We start from the raw sequence: 22,976 nt of genomic DNA, 5'->3' as shown, positions 1-22,976 counted from the left end.
AGCAATAGGAGGGGCGTATGCTTAAAAAAATCCTTGCAGCCGTTTTACTCGTGGGCTTAACAACGGTTGTCTTTGTCCAAGCTATGGGCACAGATTCCACCAAGCCATCTGGTCAAACTCAGTCCCAAACAACCAAAGACAATCTACCAGGCTTAAAAATTGGTGTAAAAGCCCCGGATTTTGAATTAAATACCCTTACTGGTGAAAGCGTTCGGTTATCTGATTTTAAGGGGAAAAAGATCGTACTCAATTTTTGGGCAACTTGGTGCCCTCCATGCAAAGAAGAAATGCCTGACATGCAAAAGTATTATGAAAAAGCAGGGAATGATGTGGTCATACTTGCTGTCAATATTGATCCTCAATATGATGTAGCTGGATTTGCCAAAAAAATGAATGCTCAGTTTCCAATATTATTGGATGAGAAGGATACAGTGAACACTCTGTACCAAATTATGACGGTTCCGACAACCTATTTTATTGATGAAGAGGGAATCATTCAAAATAAGTATTTGACCTCTTTGACAACAAAAAAAATGAAAATTTTTGTTGATAATATGTAATGATAATATTTAAGCCAAACAAAAGGGAGATAAGTTCTACCTGATTGTATGGCTTTTTTTGATAACTGGATTTTGTACACATAATTATTTTTCTGAAAATTGAAACAGTAACATCCGATATTGCGTAAATATAAAATGAATGAAATTTTCAAAAATTTGTAATAAATTAGGTTTGTTTTGGGCATAATTACTGTTAGAATAGGGTTAAAGGAAGGTGAAAACGATGCGAAGAATAAGAAAGCGTTCCTTTTCAGAATTAGTCCAAGAAAATAAAAGCCAATTGCTAAAGGATCAAGCGGCTTTAGATAGAATTGAAGAACGGCTTGAAAAGCGTTTGGGAAAAGCTGAGTAATAAGAGGAAATGCTTCCCATTAATGAATTCCTTATTATCGGTAATGATAATGAAGGAGGAGGGGTAGTATGGGTAATCCAAAGCGAGACAGCAAGCACTTTGTTCCAAGTCATATTGGGACAAAATCCCGCTCATTTGGAGGAAACAAAGGAAAACAGATGCAGGATCGATCTGGACAACATCCCCAAGTGATTCAAACAAAAGGTGAATAATATTCAAAGTGGTCAACTCGTCGTGATTATTTTTTTCACGGCGAGTTTTATTTTTAAGATTAATTTACATAACCTTGTTATAGTAAACAATACTCCCAGAACTTTCACTTATATTTTTACAGGAAAGTCACAAACTATTTTTGTATCAACAACATGGATAAGGAGGAGCAGAAATTGACCTACAATCAGAAGCCAAAACCAGATGATCGTAGTGATAATGTGGAGAAATTACAATCAATGATTCACGATACAATCGAAAATATGGAAGAAGCAGAAGCCTCATTGGAACTTGCAACAAATGAGGAACAACGTGCACAAATTGAGGCAAAAAATGAACGACGTCGCGAAAGTATTGATGCCTTCCGTGCAGAGATAAAAGATGAGGCTCATGCCCAACAAAACGGAAATAATCGATAATGATTTGAAAACCAGGCTGGCATGAATAAAGACTGTTTTACTTAGTCTTTATAGAGTGTCAGCCTTTTATTAAGTGAACTTTCATTTATGTTGGAAGCTTCTTTCTAATAGTTCTTCCTAAATTATGTTAAGATTAATTGGAAATATTATAAGTGAAGTGATGATTATGAATCAACAGGAATTTCATACTAACGATTTAGAGCAGGTCATCCAATTATGGGAAAAGGAATTAACAAACAAGGGATTCATTATGGATGAGTCTTCTCTTATGAAAATCATAAAATCTTTGGATGAACAAAGTGATGCTAAAGAAATTTCCACTCTATTAACTCTTGCCGCCTTATCAAGGATGGGAAAAATAAAGAAAAAAGATTCCCTCATCCATGCGTGGATGGAGCAGGCTTTACAATTAAATCCAAAAAACGAAAGAGCTACCCAGTTTCTTGCACAATTTAAATGGCGACATAAAAAAACTTTACTTGACCTGCTTGATTTTCCCATTCTTCGTGAAACAGATCAAGCACCTGCAAAAAAGAAGGCTGCAGATGATATTATTACAATCTGCCAGAAATTTTTGGAATCTGCAGAAGAGGAATTTGAGGAACTTGAACGAGGGGAAGAGTCAGCTAGAGCATTTAAAGATCAAGTATTAGAGGAAAAGTATCAAGCCTTGCTGACCCTTTTAGAGGAAACAATGGAGCATATAAGTGGTGTGTTAAAGTCTGCAAGAGACTATTCTACTTCTATATCAGGAATGTTTTATAATACAACTTTTTTTCAGGAATTAAAGGTTTCCCTTCAAAAAATCAAGGATTTAAAGAAGGAATGGGATCTTATCTTTGATGGTCAAGATGAGCACGAAAAAATTGAAGAATATGAATCAGCATTATCTAGTTTAGATCAAATGATTGGCCTTTATGAAGTGAAGAATCGCGTACATAATTATTATCAATATTTAAAATATCAAAACGAACGTAAAAAGCATGGGTTTAAAATGAAGGATGAGCTAAGCTTAAATATGGTGTTGACTGGTAATCCAGGAACAGGAAAAACAACACTTGCAAGGCTCTTTGCAAAAATATACTTTGAACTGGGAGTTTTACCACGGGAAGAGATCATAGAAGTTGATCGCTCCCAGATAGTTGGTGCATATGTGGGACAAACGGAGGAGAATGTTAGAAAAGCAGTCTCTAATGCATTAGGTGGAGTTTTGTTTATTGATGAGGCCTATAGCTTAAAGCGAGAAGGGCAATCTGGAAGTGATTATGGACAAACTGCTGTAGATACACTCGTTTCCCTAATGACTGGAGAAGAGTTTGGAGGGAAATTTGCGGTATTCCTTGCCGGTTATCCGGATGAAATGAGACAATTTCTTGATGCAAATCCAGGTCTGAGAAGTCGATTTCCACGATCAAATTTTATTCATCTATCCAATTATTCCCTAGATGAACTAATAGATATTGCTGATCAAATGTCTTTGGAAAATGATTATGTCCTGACGGAAGAAGCAAAAATAGAGGTAAAGAAACGGTTGGAGAAAGAAAAAGTCGATGACTCCTTTGGGAATGCCAGAACGGTGAAAAACATTATTCTGGATGCCATTTTTAAAAAGGGATCAAAACATGATCATCATTTGTTAGATTATACTCTTTTGGATCGAGAAGATTTTCAAATAGATGTTCCAGAGAAAGCAGAAGATCCTGCAAAGACACTGGATGAATTAATCGGCTTAAGCGTTGTAAAGGAAGAGGTGGAGACCCTCATATCATTTGTTGAAATGCAACAAATCAGAAGGGAGAAAGGCCTGCCAGTTGTCCCTATTCAGCTGCATTCCGTATTTACAGGAAACCCTGGTACGGGAAAAACAACGGTTGCAAAAATATATGCAGAGCTTTTAAGAGAGTGTGGAATGTTGAAAAGGGGTCATTTGATTATTGCAAGTAGGGCAGACTTAGTTGCAGGATACGTTGGTCAATCCGCCATTAAGACGAAGAAGAAAATTCGAGAAGCACTAGGTGGGGTCTTATTTATTGACGAAGCCTATTCATTATTTAATCCAACCTCTGGTGATTTTGGGAAGGAAGTGGTAGATACTTTAGTTGATGAGATGACGAAGCATAATGAAAATTTAGTAGTTATTTTAGCTGGATATCACGAGGAAATGGAGAAATTATTAGAAAGTAATCCTGGTTTGAAATCGCGATTTAAGAAATTTTTCCATTTTCAGGATTATTCCGCTCAAGAAATTCTAGAAATTATGGAGAAATATGCTTCAAAATTCCATTATTCCATATCAGAGGAAGCTAAATTAGAGGTATTAAATCGCTTATCCCAAACAACTGTACCCGGTAATGGTAGGTTCGCAACTAATGTCATAGACGAAGCGATTCAAGTACAGGCCGTTCGGATGTTGGAAAATAATCACTGGAGAGAATGGACAGAAGAAGCAAATATTTTAACAAAAGATGATATAGAGAAAGCCATAAACAAAAGAAGAAAAGGGGAATAAAGATGTTAGTAACAACAACGGATATTCAAGTAAGATATGCGGAAACGGATCAGATGGGTGTCGTCTACCATGCGAATTATTTAGTTTGGATGGAATTAGGACGTACGACACTTATTGAAGCAATGGGCTTTAACTACGCGGAGATGGAGAAGGATGGAATCATTTCACCTGTTATTGATATCCAAGCATCCTACAAAAAGCCTGTACGATATGGAGAAGTTGCCACTGTAAAAACATGGATTGATCATTATGATGGATTGAGAGTGACATACGGATATGAAATTTTAACTGAAAATGGCGAGATGGCAGTAGAAGGGAAGTCAGTACATATTTGCGTGAAAAAGGATTCCTTTAGACCAATTAAGTTTAGAAGAGTTTTTCCTGAATGGCATGAAGCATATGAAAAAAATAAAAAGCAACCAATAGATACTCTCGCTTAAGAGGTGAAGAGCAAGTGGCCTTTGGGATAAAAAAAGAGGAAATAATAGCCTGGAAAGCTAAAATAGACAAAGGAGAAATTGCCTTTCTAACCCATTATTGGCTTGATGATCGCTTTCCGGGCAGTAAAACCGTTACAAAGGTAGGCTGCAATGATATAGAAAAGTTGAAGCAATGGGGCTTACAATACGGTTTAAAGCCTGAATGGATTGATATTAGAAAAAATGGTTATTCTCATTTTGATTTGATTGGTCCGAAGCAAGAGGAGATACTATTAAGAGAAAAGCTATTTGATCATATATGGTAATAGAGGGATGATATTATTATCATCCCTTTCCTATTACTTATTAAATGATAGTTTTGGTTCTCCGAGCTTTGTATCTAATTCAATCATTGGGTCATGATTATCAAAATACCATAAATCCTTTTCTTCGATATAAAAGGTGATTCCTTTTCTATTGGCTTGAGCACCAATTTCATTTGGAGATTCTGTGGATATTCCGAGCGAAAAGCCTTTTTGAACCGTGCTGAGACCGCCATATCGCACGAAAAAACGAATAAAGGAGCCATGCTTCAATTCCATTTCTTCAATATACCAATCCACGGCTTCATCTGTTATATGTATATTCACCTGAAGTACCCCTTTCTTAAAAAACATTATTATTATATAGGAAACCTCAATTGAAAGCGAAAGATTGAACCAGAACTGAAATCTAAGCAGCTTTAACTAATCCATAATGGAATTCTTTCACTCAAAATCATACATACATTAAACAGGAAGTGCCAAGTGATTGCTGGTACTAAACCACGNATGCTTCAATTCCATTTCTTCAATATACCAATCCACGGCTTCATCTGTTATATGTATATTCACCTGAAGTACCCCTTTCTTAAAAAACATTATTATTATATAGGAAACCTCAATTGAAAGCGAAAGATTGAACCAGAACTGAAATCTAAGCAGCTTTAACTAATCCATAATGGAATTCTTTCACTCAAAATCATACATACATTAAACAGGAAGTGCCAAGTGATTGCTGGTACTAAACCACGAGATTTAACGGTTAATAGGGCTAGGAATAGTCCTTCAATCAAAAATAGCAGGCAAGCATTAATAGAATAGCCAAAGGAAAGGTGCATTAGACCAAAGCCGATGCTTGTAAAAAGAACAGCAGACTTCTCTCCAATAATCGAACTGAATCTAGACAACAACAACCCACGCCATAAGTACTCTTCAAAAAGGGAATTGATCATTGAAAATAAAATAATAATTGCGATTCCATAATAACTTAGCGAATGCGAATTTTGAATAATGATTGGAACAAAGATTATAATAGTGATCAAATTGACTAGGACCAAAAACCTTTTAATACTTATTTCTGAACCTTCTTTAAAATGAAATGGGAGAGTAAGCGCTTGATTCCATTTGGTGGTCAAAGGGTACTTAGTTACTTTCCTTTTGAATTTAATACAAAGAAGTACAATTAGCAGTATCGGAAAAAGTATAAGCATTCGACTTCCAATAATTTCCCATTCTCGAGTTAAATGTAAATTTAAAATGAGCCGATCCCCATATAAATAGAAAAACTGTCCAATCAGAAAAGCAATAGTTGTCCAAGTAAATAAACGATTGTCCTCTGATAATAGGGGAACGAATAACAGCAATCCTAATATCAAAATAAACATGAGATTAAACAATTGTACTTGAAAAAGATAAACGACGAGGATAAAGATAGATGCTTGAATATATGATAAGAACTGGATATTTAGTAATTTCAAAATAAAAACCACCTTCCAATCAAGCTTCTATTGTGATTTTACCATGTTTTCCAATGGTTTTCTTTTCATAATGAGCAAACAACGAGGCTATCCATAAAGGGACAGCCTCGTTGATAATAGAAAAAGCTCAAAGCCTTTTTGTTTATTTCTAGAGTTTAAAATGATCAATTGATTGGCGCAGCTCTACAGATAATTCTCTTAAATTTCTAGTAATCATGTAAACCTGTTGAACTGCCCGTGTTTGTTCTTCATTTGTGCTTGTTACTTCTTGTATTCCTGCAGAGGTCTGTTCAGAAATGGCAACAACACTTTCAACAGAGCTTGAAATTGAATGGCTACTGGTCGACAACATCTCACTTGCTACAGCTATTTCATCAATATCATTTGCTAAATGATCAATAAAATGAATAATATTATTAAAGCTTTTTTCAGTTTCCTCCGCCATACATGCTCCTTCAAAGGCGGACTTTCTACCGTGGTCAATGTTCATTAATGCCTTCGAGGAATCATTCTGTATCCCTGAGATAAGGTCCGCAATCTTTTCAACGGACTGGCTGCTTTGTTCTGCTAGCTTCTTGACCTCATGTGCAACAACAGCAAAACCACGACCATGTTCTCCAGCTCGAGCTGCTTCAATAGAAGCATTTAATGAGAGAAGATTGGTTTCTTCCGCTATCGAATAAATGAGGTTCGTAATATCATTAATGGCTTGGAGCTTAAAGTCTAACTCCTTCATAATGCTTGAAGATTCCACCGATTGTTCTACAATGAGGCCCATCCGTTTATTTAACCTCTCCATTGCTAACTGACCTTCAGAGGTAATGGATTTTGTATTTTTTGAATGGTTCACAATTTTATCGATATTATTACTCATAGATTGAACAGAATGAACATTATTTTCAACGTTTTCAGATATATTAACCATATCTTTTGCGAGTTGTTCCGACCCATTAGCCAATTCCATCATTGCCGTTGACACGGTTTCTGTAACATTTGATGATATTTCGGCTTGAGAATTTAATATTTCTGAATCCTTTTCGACCTCGTGAATAAGGTTCATCATCTTATTAGCCATGTCTCTTAAAGAGTCTACCATATGATTAACTGATTGAAATAGAAGGGACATTTCATCCTTTGTTTTAATCGCCATTTTTTCTGTAAGATCTCCATTTGCGACCTTCTGCATAAAACCAGACAATTTAATGATAGGATTAATAAAATACCTTGCAATGAAGATACTAATAAAGGTAGAAATAATTAATAATACAAGAACGATTCCAACTTGAATAATATTCAATTTTGAAATAATAGATGATGAGCTTTTTTCAGCTTTGGAAATTTGGTTTTTCATATTTTTAGAAATCGTCGTTGAAAAGGATAGAACCTCTTCTTGAGTAATGACTGAATAGATAACCCAGCCTGTGGATTTTTCAATTTCACTTATATAAGTAACCTTATTAATATCTAAGTATACTTTTCCATCCTTATTATCTTGATAGATTGGAAGGGATGTTATATTGCTATGATTACTTACAAGCTTCTGATCCTTATAGGAGAGTATATCTCCATCTTTATTTGTAATGATAATATAGCCGCTTGATCCCACTTTTGTTTCAGCAAATGCCTTTGTCATTTTTTGTACGGATAAATCCAAAGCTAGCACACCAAAGAACGTATCATTTAAGAATAGTGGTGTGCTGATGGTAACTAAATAATTCTTTCCTGTTTGGTCCAGATAGGGGTTAGTAACATGAAACTGTTTTTGTTTTAGTTTTTTTGAAGTCTGAAACAAAGAATTTGAATGAAACTGCTTTTTGATTGCAGCACCGTTTTTCCTCGGATAGACCGTGAATTGATTACCGTTTGAAGTAATATATATATTACTAATATATTTATTGTTTTGCTTGATTTCTTTAAAACGATTTTCTAGTTGCGTTGGGTTATTTGAATATAGCTCTTGGAAGGTTTGTACCGTTAATAAATCACTTTTTGCACGATCTATCATATTTTCGATTTGGATTTTCGTATTTTGAGTTCCATGATAGGTGAGTGTACCTGCATAGTGTTCAGAAAAACCGCTTACATCCCTTTGTACTTCAGTAGAAAGTCCAGTAGTTAATTCCTTTGTATTAGTAGAAATGGAATGAACTGAAAAATATGTAAATAGGCTGTTAACTGCAATAATCATAATCATGGTTGAAAGAAAGCCAACAATTAACTTAGTTTTAATAGACATACTATCCCCCCAAAAACTTTATGAACCATTTTATCTATCGTTATACCTATTATAAAAGAACGATAGTACCATTCTTGTCATATTCTTGAATTTTATTTAACAATTTGTTCAATATTGGAAAAATACTGAGAAAAAAAAGGGTGTCCCAGCTGCTACAAAACAGTTAACTGTGGGACAACACCTTTTGATTTCATTTTGGGAACAAATCTATTTTTTATATTCTTTCTTATTTCATGGCACTAGTCATGTGATTCATTATTTCAGCATACCTTTGGGAGGCTTCAGGAAGACCATAATTGCCGGCTTCTTTTAATGGGACTACCCGATATGAGTTATTTACATGTGATACATAGGTTGGGTTAAAGTTAGGTTTGCTAAGAGAGATTTTCGTTTTGTCTTCTACAACCACTTTCGTTACCTCTATGCTCGCCATTCCTCCAATGTCCTTATAATCTCTAACCTGTGCTGAAAGGAAATTTCCTAATGAATAAACTACTAAGGCTCTTCTTCCGTCCTTTGACTGGAGCCATTCCATCGGTTGGAGAACATGGGGATGATGTCCAAAGACGATATCAACCCCTTGATTTACGACAAACTTAGCTAATTGTTTTTGATCATTGGTTGGAAAGCGTTGATATTCGTTTCCCCAATGGATACTCAACACAACAACATCTGCCCTTTTTCTTGCTCTTTTAATTTCTTCTTTCATTGCCTTTTTATCTATGAGATTGACTAAATAGTCTTTCCCTTTTGGTACGGGTATTCCATTAGTCCCATAGGTGTAGGAGAGATAGGCAATCTTTATTCCATTTTTTGAAAGGATTTTTAGAGTTTGATGATCCTCGGAATTCTCGTATGTGCCAACATGTGGTAGATGAATTTTATCCATATATCGGATGGATGCTGTTAGCCCTTTTTCTCCTTTATCGAGTGAATGATTGTTAGCAGTGGATACAATATCGACTCCCGAGTCAATCAGCGCATTACCAACCTCTTGAGGACTATTAAAACATGGATAGCTGGATATCCCAAGTTTTACTCCTCCTAAAATCGTTTCCTGATTGGCTAGAAGGATATCTGGCTTTTGAAGGGTTGATTTCATAACCTGGAACATAGGACGGAAATCATATCCATTATTCGTTCTAGCATTTACATAGACTGTATCGTGAATCAAAATATCTCCAATTGCACCGAGAGTAACCTTTTCTTCTAGTGTTTTGGTGCTAACGGCCATATTTTTTTCAGGCTGTGGAAGTTGGTTTAAAAATACAGGTTTTGCAGTATGGCTTTTATACATATTAAATAGTAGAATAGCGGATGTGAAAAATAGGGTAAGTGAAAGTAAGACACCCACCAGTAACAGCTTATTATTCTTCATTCGATCGTTTTCCTCCGATATTTATGTGAAAATTTAAAAAAATAACTCAAACTACAATATAGTTTAATAGATTTGTTAGGTTTTTTTCCATATTCTCATATTTTGTTCTAAAAATCGACAATCTTTTGGAGTAGAAAACGAACGAAATCAGGTGATTTACAAAATAGCGAAAAAAAGGGGGTAACCTTAGGAAACTTATCACTACTTGTAGAGAGTAATCATAAGTATTCAATTCCCTAAAGTTTGCCCCGTTCAAGATATATATTTGTTTTCAGAAAACACTGGAATAGTAAGAGTTAATAGGTTGTTCGATCAAACTCTTCAAAAAAATAGATTAGTTCATCGAAATTTCGTATGACTTTTGGTGAAGCTTCATTTTGATTTAAATCAGAAGAACATTCAACATATTCAAGAAAAAATTCATATTCACCAGTTGAATCGATATCTTTACTGAAAATATATCTTTCGTCCATCGGTTGGAGTTTTTTCATTTGGAAAACCACCATCCTTCTTCACAGGTTATAACTAGTTACTTTAGTATAACAATTTGAATTCAGAATATTCAATATACAATTTTGACAATTTTATGAACAATAATAGATATCAGATAAAAATAATGAACGAATAAAGCGAATCGGAACAAATGATTAACCAAATAGAGGAATACTTATTAAAAAATTTGTATATTCTCCTTCAATACTTTCCACCTTTATGTAGCCCTGATGTTCTTCAATAATCTCTTTGCAAAGGGAGAGCCCGATCCCTGAACCGGTATTTTTAGTAGTAAAAAAGGGAGTGAACATTTTTGTTAAGTGACTATTGGATATTCCGCAACCATTATCCTTAATCGATAGAACAGCATAAGGTTTTTCAATATAAGTTTGAATAAATATTTCTCCATGATTTTTATCTCCTTCAATAGCTTCAAATGCATTTTTTATTAAGTTCATAATAACTTGCTTTATCTGTTCTTTATTTCCGTAAATGATTGGATTTTCTTTAGTTAAATCTGTAGTCATTGAAATGTGGAGATTATTCGCTTCATTTTCATAAAATAAGCTAAAATCATAAATTATTTCATTTAAAGAAACAACTTGTTTTTCTACATTCATAGGTTTATCTAAATGTAATAATTGGCCGAGGATGCCATTGGTTCTTTCCAGTTCTTGTAATGCAACGGTCACGTACTGATTGAGTTTCTTGTCGTTCAGATTTAGTTTTATTAATTGTAGTATTCCATTGATTGTTGTTAGAGGGTTTCTAATTTCATGGACGATTGTCGCAGTCAAATTGCTCATTTTTGATGGTCTTTCATTGGAATTTATAGATTGAGGTAATTCTGTCATATTATTCATCAAACATCATCCTTTTAAAGTTCAGATTATTATTGCTCAAATTGTCATAGAAAGAAAGATATTTAATGAATATGCCGAAGATAGTCAAAAGATGATTATTTTTGTAAAAAAAAGTTAGATACATCAAATGTATCTAACTTAGGATAGCTTATTAAAGCCATTTAATTTTCGGTTCTGTTTTATTTTTGATTCTTTTTATATTGTCGCGATGTCGGTATATCACAAAGGAAGCAAGAATGGCAACAATTATAATTAATAAAGGATCCCATTCAAAAAATGAATGTATAATTGCATAAAGGACTGCAACAATCCCTGCAATAATAGATGATAAGGAGACATATTTGGTTATGTATAAGCTAATAAAGAATGCGCAGATCATAAAAATAAACATATAGGGTGCATAGAATAATAAAATTCCGCCTGAAGTAGCAACTGCTTTTCCACCTCTAAAGTTAGCGAAAATTGGATAGGTATGCCCTAGAACTGCTATCGAACCAGCGATTAACGAGTGTAGGCTTGAGTCAAATAGTGTCGGCAATGCAGCAGCGAGGGTTCCTTTTAGGATATCAGCTAGAGTGACAACAATCCCTGCTTTAATACCAAGTGTTCGAAAGGTATTCGTTCCACCCAGGTTTCCACTTCCATGTTCTCGAATATCAATTCCATAGAATACTTTTCCAATAATTAAACCAGAGGGAATGGATCCTAATAGATATGCAATAATTAGTATGAGGACTATTTCTAACATAATAATTTCTCCTTAAACAGATTGATTCGCTATATTATTTTACCATGTAATTGAAAAAACACCATGATGAAAATGTAATTAAAGAAAATCAGAAAATAAAATGATTGGATATACAGTATATTATTTGCCAAATTCAACATTCAAGTAATTGTAAGAGCCTATTAATAAAATAATGGAAAAACAAAGACGGATATCACTTATTCTTATCACAAATCTAATGGAACTTACCATTTCAAATGGACATTCCTCCCTTTTCAATTCTATTGGAATTCGTTAGGATAGATGATGGGGAGGAAATCAAATGACTCGAATAGAAACTTATAAGAAGAAGTCACTAGGTACGAAACCCATCATCCTAGGGTTACTAATAGCCATCATACTGATTGTTTCAAGCATTCTCTTACTCTTGTATCCATTTGCTTCTAAAGAGAAATCCATATATTTCTCTGGGGATTATCCAATCCTATTCGAAGGGAAGCAGCAGGGGAATGCCATTTTGGTTGGAAAAAGCGTTTATGTACCAATTAGTTTCATGAAAAAATTTATCGATGACAGCATTGTCTATGATGTCCAATCAAAATCCATCATAATCACGACAAAAGACAAAGTTGTGCAAATGCCTTCTAAATCATTAACCTACTTTATCAATGAAAAGCCTGTTAAGTTGCAAGTACCACCTATACAGGATAAAAATGGGGATATTTACGTCGCATTAGACCCTATATTAAACTATTACCCTATCAAATATTCTATTCTTTCTCACTCAAATGCCGTTCAAATTCAACAAAATGGAGATATTATCCAAACGGGAACGGTGATTAATAAGGATATCAACGAAGAAAAATTAAGACTTCGAACGAAACCAGATATTCAATCTCCATATACCGCACAAACAAAGAGAGAAGAGAAGCTTTATATTGAAGATGAAAAAGAGGAATATTACTACGTTCGAAAAGCGGATGGAGTGGCTGGTTATCTAAAAAAGGACTATATAGAAGGTAAACACAAGAATAAAATTTCTGTTAAGCATATACAGCAAAAGGTTGAATTAAAGAAAATTAATGAACCTATCAACTTAACATGGGAAGCCGTCTATTCATTAAATCCAGATACGAATCAAATTCCAAACATGCCTGGAGTAAATGTTGTTTCTCCAACATGGTTTAAGCTAGCTAGTAAGGACGGATCTATTCATAATTTAGGATCGACTAATTATGTCAAATGGGCAAAAAAGAAAGGATATCAGGTGTGGGGGTTATTTTCAAACGCATTTGACCCAGAACTCACACATGATGCCTTTCAAAGCTTTGAAACAAGACAAGAAATGATTCGTCAGTTAATTATGTATAGTCAAATGTATCGTTTAAATGGAATCAATATTGATATTGAAAATGTAAATCAAGAAGATGGACCATATATAACTCAGTTTGTTCGAGAGGCAACACCATATTTTCATGAAGCCGGATTAACTGTGTCCATGGATATTACCTTTATGGCAGATGGATCGAACTGGTCATCCTTCTATGAAAGAGAAAAACTCGCGAAAACGGTCGACTATCTCATTGTCATGGCCTATGATGAGCATTGGGGTACATCACCTGTAGCTGGGAGTGTCGCAAGCTTTCCTTGGGTAGAAGAGAACCTAAACAATCTTTTAAAGGTTGTTCCTAATGAAAAGTTAATCTTAGGAGTCCCCCTTTATACTAGAATATGGGCCGAAAAAGACAGCGGTGAAGTCTCTTCTAAAGCGGTCTCGATGGAGGATGTAAAGAAGTGGCTCAAAGATAAGAAAGTAAAACCAAAATATGATGAGGCTAGTGGACAAAACTATGCTGAATACTATTCTAAAAAGGAAAAAACGACTTATAAAATTTGGCTTGAGGATGAATTTTCATTATCTAAACGAGCTGAACTAGCTGAGAAGTACGATCTCGTGGGAATAGCGAGCTGGTCAAGATTTTTCGCTGACGACAGCGCATGGACTGCTCTTAATTTAAGTAAAAAACAAATGACTAAAAAGTAATCCTAAAATCAAAAAAACCGGGAGAAATCTCGGTTTTTTTTACATAAGAATTGGAAAAAATGGTGCATATTATTGTACAAATGATAGAAAATAAAGGTAAAATATCTTCAAGTAAAATAGAATCAATTAAAGCTTCCAATCGATAGGAAACAATGGAGAGTGAGAATAATGACAATTGAAAATCCAAGCAGAGAAGAAATTCGTGATATTTTAAAAAAAGCAAAAAGAATCGCAGTAGTAGGTTTAAGCGGTAACCCTGAACGTACTTCGTATATGGTTTCTGAGGCTATGCAGAAAGCGGGGTATGAAATTATTCCGGTAAACCCAACGGTGGATGAAGTGCTTGGACAAAAAGCTGTTCCTTCCTTGAAGGATATCGAGGGACATATCGACATAGTTAACGTTTTCCGGCGCTCAGAGCAATTACTTGATGTGGCAAAGGAATTTCTCGAAGTGGATGCTGATATTTTCTGGGCACAACAAGGTTTAGTAAACGAAGAGGCATATAATCTCCTAAAGGAAAAGGGTTATACGGTAATTATGGATAGATGTATTAAGGTAGAACATGCTTTGACAAAATAATATTCTTGCAGTAACATTTTTTATAGAAGGAATCGGGATTTCCCGGTTCTTTTTTTTGTCAAATTATTGGCGATTATGTTCATACTTGGTTTAAAAAGGAGATTTTTCCGCTAATACGATTTGCCAAATTGAAAGAAATCGATACAATATTGCATAGACCAAAAAAAAAAATATATGGTAAGATGAAATAGTGCGAATATCTGTTCTACAGTAATTAATTATTTATTTTAAAGGATTTTTCTTCACTAGAAACGAATACACATATACGAACGTTATGTTCGTATTAGAAAGATTTGTTGTTTTGCCAGCAATGAAAGGGGTAAGAATATGGCTACCAATCAACCAGCTTTTGATTATAATGAGGATGCCATACAAGTACTAGAAGGGTTAGAAGCAGTTAGAAAGAGACCTGGAATGTATATTGGAAGCACCGATGCAAGGGGACTTCATCACCTTGTGTATGAAATTGTCGATAACTCAGTTGACGAAGCGTTAGCGGGTTACGGAGATATAATCATAGTTAAAATTCATAAAGATAACTCGATAAGCGTTCAAGATAAAGGACGCGGAATGCCAACTGGAATGCATAAATTAGGTAAACCTACTCCTGAAGTCATCTTTACTATTCTCCATGCAGGCGGAAAATTTGGACAAGGTGGATATAAAACAAGCGGAGGCTTGCATGGTGTTGGGGCGTCCGTTGTTAATGCATTGTCCGAATGGCTAGTTGTTCGAATTAAGCGTGATGGATTTGTTTATGAACAACGATTTGAAGACGGAGGAAAGCCTGTAACGACTCTTGAAAAAGTCGGAAAAACAAATCAAACAGGAACAACGATCCACTTTAAGCCTGATCCTACTGTTTTTTCCACAACAACCTATAATTACGATACTCTGTGCGAACGTCTTCGTGAATCTGCTTTTTTATTAAAAGGAATGAAGATAGAAATCATTGATGATCGCAATGATATGCATGATATTTTTTATTATCAAAATGGGATTGAAGCTTTTGTTGAATATTTGAATGAGGAAAAAGATGTTCTTCATCCTGTGATCAGCTTTGAGGGGGTCCAAAACGGCATCGAAGTGGATTTCGCTTTCCAATTTAACGATGGTTACTCTGAAAATGTGCTTTCCTTCGTTAACAATGTTCGTACTAAAGATGGCGGAACTCACGAGGTTGGGGCTAGGACGGCTATGACTCGAGTGTTCAATGAGTATGCAAGAAAGGTTAGCCTGCTAAAGGAAAAAGATAAAAACCTTGATGGTGCAGATATTCGTGAAGGCTTATCTGCAATTATTTCCGTAAGAGTTCCAGAGGAATTACTTCAATTTGAAGGACAAACAAAGGGTAAGCTTGGGACGAGTGAAGCTCGTTCATCTGTTGACTCGGTTGTTTCAGAGCATCTCTCATACTTTTTAGAGGAGAATCCTGATATTAGTTCTCTTTTAATTAAGAAAACCATTAAGGCTTATCAAGCTCGTGAAGCGGCAAGAAAAGCAAGAGAGGAAGCTCGTAGTGGAAAGAAGAGGAAGCGTTCAGAAACCCTTCTTTCAGGGAAATTAACTCCTGCTCAATCAAAGAATCCGGAAAAGAATGAATTGTACCTAGTTGAGGGAGATTCAGCTGGCGGTTCTGCTAAGCAAGGTCGAGATCGACGTTTCCAGGCTGTACTTCCTCTTCGTGGTAAAGTTATTAATACAGAAAAAGCAAAGCTTGCAGACATTTTTAAGAATGAAGAGATTAACACAATCATTTATACGATTGGTGCCGGGGTAGGTGCTGATTTTAATGTGGCGGATGCAAATTACGATAAGGTTATTATAATGACCGATGCCGATACAGACGGTGCTCATATTCAAGTTCTTCTTTTAACGTTCTTCTATCGCTATATGAAACCTCTTGTGGAAGCAGGAAAGGTTTATATCGCCCTTCCTCCTTTATATAAGGTAAGCAAAGGCTCAGGTAAAAAGGAGATCATTGAGTATGCTTGGAGTGACGATGAACTCCAAGGTGCCATTAAAAAGGTTGGAAAAGGATACATCATCCAACGCTATAAAGGGCTTGGGGAGATGAATGCTGACCAGCTTTGGGACACAACGATGAATCCTGAAACTCGAACACTTATTCGTGTAAGAATTGATGATATAGCCAGAGCTGAACGCCGAATAACCACCTTAATGGGTGATAAGGTAGAGCCAAGGAGAAAATGGATTGAGTCCAATGTTGCCTTTGGCCTTGAGGAAGATGGTAGTATTTTAGAAAATGAAAATGTTTCAGTGATTGAGGAGGTTGAACAACCATGAGTTTTGTTGAAAAGTTTCGAGACCTCCCTCTTGAAGATGTATTAGGAGATAGATTTGGTAGATATAGTAAATATATCATTCAGGATCGGGCTCTTCCTGATGCTCGAGATGGATTAAAACCTGTTCAACGCAGAATTCTGTATGCTATGAATGTGGAAGGAAACACACATGAAAAAGGTTTTCGTAAATCTGCAAAAACAGTTGGTAATGTAATTGGTAATTATCATCCACACGGTGATTCCTCCGTATATGAAGCGATGGTTCGTTTAAGTCAGGATTGGAAGGTTCGAAATTATCTTGTTGAAATGCACGGGAATAACGGAAGCATTGATGGAGACCCTCCGGCAGCAATGCGTTATACAGAAGCAAGACTATCGAGTATTGCCTCAGAGCTTCTAAGAGACATCGAAAAAAATACCGTTGAATTTATTCCAAACTTCGATGATACGGCGAAGGAACCAACCGTTTTACCGGCGAGGTTCCCCAATCTATTAGTAAATGGATCAACCGGTATCTCTGCAGGTTATGCAACTGATATTCCCCCTCACCACCTTGGAGAGGTGATTGATGGAGTTATCATGAGAATGGATCAACCTGATTGCTCTGTTGACGAATTAATGACTGTAATTAAAGGTCCAGATTTTCCAACTGGTGCAATTATTCAAGGGGTAGACGGAATTAAGAAAGCCTATGAAACTGGAAAAGGGAAAATCATCGTTCGCTCAAAGACAGAAATCGAAACGATTCGCGGAGGAAAACAGCAAATAGTCATCACAGAAATTCCTTACGAAGTGAATAAGGCAAATTTAGTGAAAAAAATTGATGAGTTCCGTTTGGATCGAAAATTAGAGGGGATTTCTGAGGTTCGTGATGAAACCGATCGAACTGGCTTGAGGGTGGTTATTGAACTGAAGAAGGACGCTGATGCGGAAGGTGTCTTGAACTTTCTATTTAAAAATAGTGATCTTCAGGTTTCATACAATTTTAACATGGTGGCCATCTATAATCGTAGACCGAAATTAATGGGGTTAAGAGATTTATTAGACGCCTATATCGATCACCAAAAAGAAGTGGTTACGAATAGATCACAATATGATTTGCAAAAGGCAAAAGAACGCCAGCATATAGTTGAAGGATTAATGAAGGCCCTCTCCATTTTAGACGAAGTAATTGCAACCATCCGAGCTTCAAAGGATAAGCGAGACGCGAAGGATAACTTAATTGCTAAATTTGATTTCTCAGAAGCCCAATCAGAAGCGATTGTGTCCTTACAGCTTTATCGCCTAACAAATACAGACATCACAGCATTAAGAGCAGAAGCGGAAGAATTGGCAAATAAGATTGAGGAATTAACGCTTATTCTTGAAAGTGAGAAAAAACTACTATCTGTTATCAAAAAAGAGTTAAAAGATGTCAAAAAGAGATTTGCTGATACAAGACGTACAGTTATTGAAGACAAAATAGAAGAATTGAAGATAAACTTAGAAGTCTTAATTGCGAGTGAGGATGTAATCGTAACGGTTACGAAGGAAGGCTATGTTAAGAGAACGAGCCAGAGATCTTTCGCAGCCTCCAATGGACAAGACTTTGGGATGAAGGATTCTGATCGAATCATTTCCCAGTTAAATATGAATACAACGGATGTTCTTTTAGTATTTACAAATAAAGGGAATTTCTTGTATTGTCCGGTTCATGAATTACCTGATATTCGTTGGAAGGATCTCGGTCAGCATATTGCGAATATTATTCCGATTGAACGGGATGAATCGATTATTAAAGCGATACCTGTATCTGATTTTGAGAAAGAATGTTACCTCCTTTTTATCACAAAGGGCGGAATGGTGAAAAAATCAGAATTGAATTTATATAAAGCTCAGCGTTATTCAAAGCCTTTAGTTGCGATCAATCTTAAAGATAATGATGAAGTAATTGATGTCCATGTTACAGATGGATCTAAACAACTGATGCTCGCATCGAATCTAGGATACGGTCTGCGTTTCCCTGAAGAGGAAGTCAACGTTGTGGGTGCGAGGGCAGCTGGCGTAAAAGGAATAAACCTAAAGGATGGCGACTATGTTATTGGTGGAAAAATCATTGATTGCGATAAGAATCAATACATTGTCATTGCAACCCAACGCGGTTCGGTGAAGAAAATGAAATTAGATGAATTTGAATTAACTTCAAGGGCCAAACGCGGTGTTGTCATGTTAAGAGAGTTAAAGAATAATCCACATCGTCTCATCGGATTTGAATTAGTAGCTAATGGTGATGAGGTCTGGATTGAAACTGAAAAAGGCATCTCAGAAAAAGTATTAGCTTCAGAACTTCGTGTAAATGACCGTTACTCAAATGGTTCATTCCTCATTGATGAATCAGATAGCGGGAAAACGGTTTATATTTGGAAAATAGAAATAGAAAATGAAATGAAGGATGAAAGCACAAATTCATAATTTTATATGAAAAAGGCTTAAGAGTATCAAATGGAGTTCAAAGTAATGGACTTCCTTTGATGCTCTTTTTTTATGGCTCTATAATATTTGTTGGGGTTAAGACACAACTTTTCAAACAATAAAAAACACGCAAACATCCATTTCTTTTATACTTGAATTGTCTAGAAACAAGTCAAAAGAATGGAGTTGCGTGCAAATGAATAATAACATGTATTTTCCGGGATTAAAAGATGTAGTTGTGACTAATGTTGAGGAGTCTGGTGAAGTTGTTCAAATTCATGTTGAAATGGAATTAAAGGTGCATCTCTGCCCTAGATGTCAGAAAAAAACGATTAAGGTTCATGATTATCGAATCCAAAAGATTCAACATTTGAAATGGTTTGAGAGGAAGACCCATCTTTTTTATAGAAGACGTCGTTATGTATGTGAGTGTGGAAAACGTTTTTCAGAAAATAATCCATTTGTTAAAAGGTATCAACGGACTTCGATTGAGTGGAATCAAGTCATATCCATTCGATCAATTAAGGGGAAAACTTTTAAAGAAACCGCTGAAAATTATGGAAGTTCAACAACAACAGTAGTTCGTCGATTCGATCAAATATCCAAAAGTGAAATCCATCCAGTGAAGGAATTACCTCCTGTCATAGCCATAGATGAATACAAAGGTGATACCAGTGAGGGAAAGTTCCAATTGATTGTGGCAAATCCGATTACAAAAGAACCTATTGATATCTTACCCAATCGTAATAAAAAAACGATAAAACAGTATTTGAAGGCCCATGGAGGTAATGTTCAAGTAGTAATCATGGACATGAGTCCCTCGTTTAAAGCAGCAGTTCAAGAAGCTTTGGGAAGACCGGTAATTATTGCAGACCATTTTCACTTTTGTCGATATATTTATTGGGCATTAGATGGGGTAAGAAGAAGGGTACAGAAGGATTTTCATAGCTACGATCGTAAGAAATGTAAAAGAATGAGACATATATTTTATAAAGCAAACGAGCGTCTAACAGAGGAAGAACGTTGGTATTTAGATCGTTACTTGAAAATGTCTGATGAATTAAGAAAAGCTTACGAACTGAAGGAAGCCTATCGTGCTTGGTTCTTACACGCAAAAGAGATTGGAGAAGATCAAATTTATACTGTCAAAAAAGAGCTAAAAGAGTTTTATAAAATGGTGGAGGATACTGGGATTAAGGAAATGTGTCAAGCAGTGAAAACATTTAAAAATTGGCAGATTGAAATACTTAACAGTTTTGTCTATAAGTACTCAAATGGCTTTCTTGAAGGAATTAATAACTCCACCAAAGTCCTCAAACGAAATGCATTTGGATTTAAAAACTATGAGCGTTTTCGGGCGAAAATATTATTACAACACAAGTTTAAAAGAATAGGGGTAAACATTGGTTAAGTTGTTTCAATAAGGGCTTACGATTTACCTTTCATTCTGATGAGGAAAAGAACTTTTCCTCATCAGAATGAAAGGCCACCAAGCGTAGCGCGGTAGCCTTTACCCCAACATTTGACGTAGAACCTTTTTTATAAAGGCTGTGTTAAAGCTCATTGTTGATATTAAGACATGTTGATCTACGTTTCAGGCGCGAAGACTCCTCTAAAAATGCTAAAGCATTTTTATCGTGCGGTGTAATTTTGATGGAGCCATTTCAATGTCCTCTAAAAATGCTAAAGCATTTTTATCGTGCGGTGTAATTTCAATGGAGCCATTTCAATGTCCTCTAAAAATGCTAAAGCATTTTTATCGTGCGGTGTAATTTCGATGGAGCCATTTCAATGTCCTCTAAAAATGCTAAAGCATTTTTATCGTGCGGTGTAATTTCGATGGAGCCATTTCAATGTCCTCTAAAAATGCTAAAGTATTTTTATCGTGCGGAGTTTTATCAATGAAGCGATTTCAATGTCTTGCGGGAAAACGGGGCAGGGGAGACCCCACAGGAGCGTTAGCTAGAGGTAAGCTCCCCGTCACGCCCGCGAACCGCTCGCGCCTAGAACGGAAATCAACATTCAAGTTTAACAAAGCCTTTATAAAAGTAGATTTCATTGCTTCTGTGCATGATTTTCCCAAACTTGGTTAAAATAACATCAAGTTAATAAAACAAGGGGAGTTAATCGTGAAAAAAGAAGCATTTTATGCATTTATCGCCATCTTTTTTATGTCTATGAGCGTAATCACAGCAGCTTCTGCCGTTCAGAACCCAGAAAAAACAATGATGATTTCTAAGGATATAAGAGATGTCACAGGGGATGGAAAAAAGGATATTTTATATGTCATGGGGACACCTTTTGAAGAGGGATCCATGTTTTTAAAGAAGGTTTGGATGAAGGTTGAGACATTTGATGGGCAAACCTTTACTATACCTCTTGAGGGTGGATATGATCCTAAAGTGAAATATAAGGATCTGAACCATGATGGGGTGAGTGACATATTCATTGCCATTGCAACAGGGGGAAGTGGGGGATTATCAAACTACTATCTATATACATTAAAGGATAATCAGTTAACCAACCTAACCATACCGCCAACTCTTACATTGAACGGGCAGTTTCAGGATCAATATAAAGCTGTCTTGAAGATTGAAAATACAGGTCAGTCCTATACATTTGACTTGAGATCAAGAGCTAAGGATTACGAAAGGCTGGGACTCTATCAAAATGGAAAGTTAAATGAACCGACTGAATTAATGATACTACCTTATAGTACATTAGAACCCGTTCTCGTTAGAGGCAAGCAGTATGGATTGAAAGGGATTCAAAGATTTAGCGGAGCTTATAATGCTGATACCATCGGCTTTGTAGAGTCCACATGGTTTTATGAAAATGGAGAGTGGAAATTAGTGAAGACAGCAGTAAAAACAACTGAAAAGCCCAAAATAAGATAGGCAGCTGACACGTTTACTTAGGTTTAGAATAAGATATGATAAGCGAAAAAATGGAGGGACGCTTATCATGAATAAGATAAATTTAGAAAAATTAAGTGTCACATATTTGCCTCCTGCAACTGAATTTAACCCAGTAGATGGGAGGAAATACACACTAACCCATTCTGATACAACTGGAGAATTATATTTAAGTATTGGTAATGGATATGCGTTTAGCTCGATAAATCCTAATACTAAAGATGAAGTGTTAGCTGAATGGGTAACACATATGGGTCAATACATGTTAAATGGTAAGGTTTATATCAGTGGTGGGGAGTACGGAGAAGAGCATGCCAAAGCCCGTTTTATAATTTTTAAAAATGAATTGGAGCTAGCAATCACAGCCATTGTTTACGGAGATCGGAGCTTATATCTTAATTATCCATGGCTGCTTGATTCTCCAATATATATTAAATTTGAATCGATATTTCCTCAATTCAATCAAGTATTGTATTTTGGTACTCCAAGACAGTATTTATCAAATGCCATGAAACAGACCTTTAAGAAAACACAGGTGTGAGTACCTGTGTTTTTCTATTTTTAGTTAAGGAAGTAGAAGTGGAAGTAGAAATATTGGGAACCAATTTATTTAAAAAGATTTTAAAATATCAGGATTTGAAATTAGAAATAAAAGAACAATTATGAAAAAATAAGATTATTACGTAAAATAATAATTTGACGAAATAAATGATAT

General features: G+C 35.6%; 21 protein-coding genes and 1 pseudogene. 14 read left to right on the top strand and 8 right to left on the bottom strand.

The genetic code is table 11. The annotated features are described in order from the left end of the window. Positions 1 to 17: 17 nt before the first annotated feature. From BQ6100_RS05050 to BQ6100_RS05020, 7 genes are all read left to right on the top strand, one after another. Positions 18 to 560 carry a peroxiredoxin family protein gene (locus BQ6100_RS05050; RefSeq protein WP_075980634.1) on the top strand — a complete coding sequence of 181 codons (543 nt, stop codon included), beginning with the start codon at positions 18 to 20 and terminating at the stop codon, positions 558 to 560. A gap of 223 nt (positions 561 to 783) precedes the next feature. Further along, positions 784 to 912, top strand: coding sequence for an FbpB family small basic protein (locus BQ6100_RS05045; RefSeq protein ID WP_075980633.1), 129 nt, complete (start codon positions 784 to 786; stop codon positions 910 to 912). A 68-nt stretch (positions 913 to 980) separates the two neighbouring features. After that, entirely contained in the window at positions 981 to 1,124 is a 144-nt protein-coding gene (locus BQ6100_RS05040; protein ID WP_075980632.1) for an acid-soluble spore protein N, read from the top strand. Between the two features lie 174 nt (positions 1,125 to 1,298). Beyond that, on the top strand, positions 1,299 to 1,541 hold the full coding sequence (gene tlp / locus BQ6100_RS05035; RefSeq protein ID WP_075980631.1) for a small acid-soluble spore protein Tlp: 243 nt from the start codon (positions 1,299 to 1,301) through the stop codon (positions 1,539 to 1,541). Between the two features lie 124 nt (positions 1,542 to 1,665). After that, positions 1,666 to 4,050: an AAA family ATPase gene (locus BQ6100_RS05030; protein WP_235816486.1), complete on the top strand. Its 2,385-nt coding sequence runs from the start codon at positions 1,666 to 1,668 to the stop codon at positions 4,048 to 4,050. A 2-nt stretch (positions 4,051 to 4,052) separates the two neighbouring features. Further along, positions 4,053 to 4,490: an acyl-CoA thioesterase gene (locus tag BQ6100_RS05025; RefSeq protein WP_075980630.1), complete on the top strand. Its 438-nt coding sequence runs from the start codon at positions 4,053 to 4,055 to the stop codon at positions 4,488 to 4,490. A gap of 14 nt (positions 4,491 to 4,504) precedes the next feature. After that, on the top strand, positions 4,505 to 4,795 hold the full coding sequence (locus BQ6100_RS05020; protein WP_075980629.1) for a hypothetical protein: 291 nt from the start codon (positions 4,505 to 4,507) through the stop codon (positions 4,793 to 4,795). 33 nt (positions 4,796 to 4,828) lie between these two features. On the opposite strand, the gene BQ6100_RS05015 is transcribed toward BQ6100_RS05020, so the two are convergent. The 8 genes and pseudogenes from BQ6100_RS05015 to plsY form a co-directional block, all read right to left on the bottom strand. Continuing rightward, complete coding sequence (locus BQ6100_RS05015; protein ID WP_075980628.1) at positions 4,829 to 5,119, bottom strand: HesB/YadR/YfhF family protein; 291 nt, start codon at positions 5,117 to 5,119, stop codon at positions 4,829 to 4,831. A 335-nt stretch (positions 5,120 to 5,454) separates the two neighbouring features. After that, positions 5,455 to 6,267, bottom strand: a complete 813-nt coding sequence (locus BQ6100_RS05010; protein WP_075980627.1) for a CPBP family intramembrane glutamic endopeptidase — start codon at positions 6,265 to 6,267, stop codon at positions 5,455 to 5,457. A gap of 148 nt (positions 6,268 to 6,415) precedes the next feature. Then, a complete protein-coding gene (locus BQ6100_RS21980) occupies positions 6,416 to 7,231 on the bottom strand; it encodes a methyl-accepting chemotaxis protein (protein WP_390622436.1) in 816 nt (271 codons plus the stop codon). 123 nt (positions 7,232 to 7,354) lie between these two features. Beyond that, a pseudogene (locus BQ6100_RS21975) lies at positions 7,355 to 8,272 on the bottom strand (cache domain-containing protein); the annotation flags it as partial. Between the two features lie 457 nt (positions 8,273 to 8,729). After that, a complete protein-coding gene (locus BQ6100_RS05000) occupies positions 8,730 to 9,881 on the bottom strand; it encodes a CapA family protein (protein ID WP_075980625.1) in 1,152 nt (383 codons plus the stop codon). Between the two features lie 296 nt (positions 9,882 to 10,177). Further along, complete coding sequence (locus tag BQ6100_RS04995) at positions 10,178 to 10,372, bottom strand: hypothetical protein (protein ID WP_075980624.1); 195 nt, start codon at positions 10,370 to 10,372, stop codon at positions 10,178 to 10,180. A 156-nt stretch (positions 10,373 to 10,528) separates the two neighbouring features. Next, entirely contained in the window at positions 10,529 to 11,236 is a 708-nt protein-coding gene (locus BQ6100_RS04990; protein WP_075980623.1) for a two-component system sensor histidine kinase NtrB, read from the bottom strand. A gap of 151 nt (positions 11,237 to 11,387) precedes the next feature. Further along, positions 11,388 to 11,984, bottom strand: coding sequence for a glycerol-3-phosphate 1-O-acyltransferase PlsY (gene plsY, locus BQ6100_RS04985; protein ID WP_075980622.1), 597 nt, complete (start codon positions 11,982 to 11,984; stop codon positions 11,388 to 11,390). A 301-nt stretch (positions 11,985 to 12,285) separates the two neighbouring features. On the opposite strand from plsY, the gene BQ6100_RS04980 reads away from it, so the two are divergent. The 7 genes from BQ6100_RS04980 (at position 12,286) to BQ6100_RS04945 (ending at position 22,802) form a co-directional block, all read left to right on the top strand. Continuing rightward, positions 12,286 to 14,007, top strand: a complete 1,722-nt coding sequence (locus tag BQ6100_RS04980; protein ID WP_075980621.1) for a glycosyl hydrolase family 18 protein — start codon at positions 12,286 to 12,288, stop codon at positions 14,005 to 14,007. Positions 14,008 to 14,181: 174 nt separating this feature from the next. Further along, on the top strand, positions 14,182 to 14,589 hold the full coding sequence (locus BQ6100_RS04975) for a CoA-binding protein (protein WP_390622435.1): 408 nt from the start codon (positions 14,182 to 14,184) through the stop codon (positions 14,587 to 14,589). Between the two features lie 327 nt (positions 14,590 to 14,916). Then, complete coding sequence (gene parE, locus BQ6100_RS04970; RefSeq protein WP_075980619.1) at positions 14,917 to 16,896, top strand: DNA topoisomerase IV subunit B; 1,980 nt, start codon at positions 14,917 to 14,919, stop codon at positions 16,894 to 16,896. Then, entirely contained in the window at positions 16,893 to 19,346 is a 2,454-nt protein-coding gene (parC, locus tag BQ6100_RS04965; RefSeq protein WP_075980618.1) for a DNA topoisomerase IV subunit A, read from the top strand. The genes parE and parC overlap by 4 nt, the downstream gene beginning before the upstream one ends. A 196-nt stretch (positions 19,347 to 19,542) precedes the next feature. Continuing rightward, complete coding sequence (locus BQ6100_RS04960; RefSeq protein ID WP_075980617.1) at positions 19,543 to 20,757, top strand: ISL3 family transposase; 1,215 nt, start codon at positions 19,543 to 19,545, stop codon at positions 20,755 to 20,757. A gap of 718 nt (positions 20,758 to 21,475) precedes the next feature. After that, complete coding sequence (locus BQ6100_RS04950; RefSeq protein ID WP_075980615.1) at positions 21,476 to 22,243, top strand: hypothetical protein; 768 nt, start codon at positions 21,476 to 21,478, stop codon at positions 22,241 to 22,243. Positions 22,244 to 22,310: 67 nt separating this feature from the next. Next, the gene (locus BQ6100_RS04945; protein ID WP_075980614.1) at positions 22,311 to 22,802 is read left to right on the top strand and encodes a staygreen family protein; all 492 of its coding nucleotides are present in this window, start codon (positions 22,311 to 22,313) and stop codon (positions 22,800 to 22,802) included. Positions 22,803 to 22,976 lie beyond the last annotated feature (174 nt).

Source organism: Bacillus massilinigeriensis, from assembly GCF_900117315.1.
In the GTDB taxonomy this organism is placed as follows: Bacteria; Bacillota; Bacilli; order Bacillales; family Cytobacillaceae; genus Bacillus_BE; species Bacillus_BE massilionigeriensis.
The sequence above is the reverse complement of the archived record's forward strand: the minus strand, read 5'-3'. Positions and strand labels throughout refer to the sequence as shown.

Coding starts and splice junctions, on each gene's coding strand:
- BQ6100_RS05050 (WP_075980634.1), top strand. CDS start 18: ATGCTTAAAAAAATCCTTGCAGCCGTTTTACTCGTGGGCTTAACAACG.
- BQ6100_RS05045 (WP_075980633.1), top strand. CDS start 784: ATGCGAAGAATAAGAAAGCGTTCCTTTTCAGAATTAGTCCAAGAAAAT.
- BQ6100_RS05040 (WP_075980632.1), top strand. CDS start 981: ATGGGTAATCCAAAGCGAGACAGCAAGCACTTTGTTCCAAGTCATATT.
- BQ6100_RS05030 (WP_235816486.1), top strand. CDS start 1,666: ATGTTAAGATTAATTGGAAATATTATAAGTGAAGTGATGATTATGAAT.
- BQ6100_RS05025 (WP_075980630.1), top strand. CDS start 4,053: ATGTTAGTAACAACAACGGATATTCAAGTAAGATATGCGGAAACGGAT.
- BQ6100_RS21980 (WP_390622436.1), bottom strand. CDS start 7,231: ATGGAATTGGCTAATGGGTCGGAACAACTCGCAAAAGATATGGTTAAT.
- BQ6100_RS05000 (WP_075980625.1), bottom strand. CDS start 9,881: ATGAAGAATAATAAGCTGTTACTGGTGGGTGTCTTACTTTCACTTACC.
- BQ6100_RS04995 (WP_075980624.1), bottom strand. CDS start 10,372: ATGAAAAAACTCCAACCGATGGACGAAAGATATATTTTCAGTAAAGAT.
- BQ6100_RS04990 (WP_075980623.1), bottom strand. CDS start 11,236: ATGAATAATATGACAGAATTACCTCAATCTATAAATTCCAATGAAAGA.
- plsY (WP_075980622.1), bottom strand. CDS start 11,984: ATGTTAGAAATAGTCCTCATACTAATTATTGCATATCTATTAGGATCC.
- BQ6100_RS04980 (WP_075980621.1), top strand. CDS start 12,286: ATGACTCGAATAGAAACTTATAAGAAGAAGTCACTAGGTACGAAACCC.
- parE (WP_075980619.1), top strand. CDS start 14,917: ATGGCTACCAATCAACCAGCTTTTGATTATAATGAGGATGCCATACAA.
- parC (WP_075980618.1), top strand. CDS start 16,893: ATGAGTTTTGTTGAAAAGTTTCGAGACCTCCCTCTTGAAGATGTATTA.
- BQ6100_RS04960 (WP_075980617.1), top strand. CDS start 19,543: ATGAATAATAACATGTATTTTCCGGGATTAAAAGATGTAGTTGTGACT.
- BQ6100_RS04945 (WP_075980614.1), top strand. CDS start 22,311: ATGAATAAGATAAATTTAGAAAAATTAAGTGTCACATATTTGCCTCCT.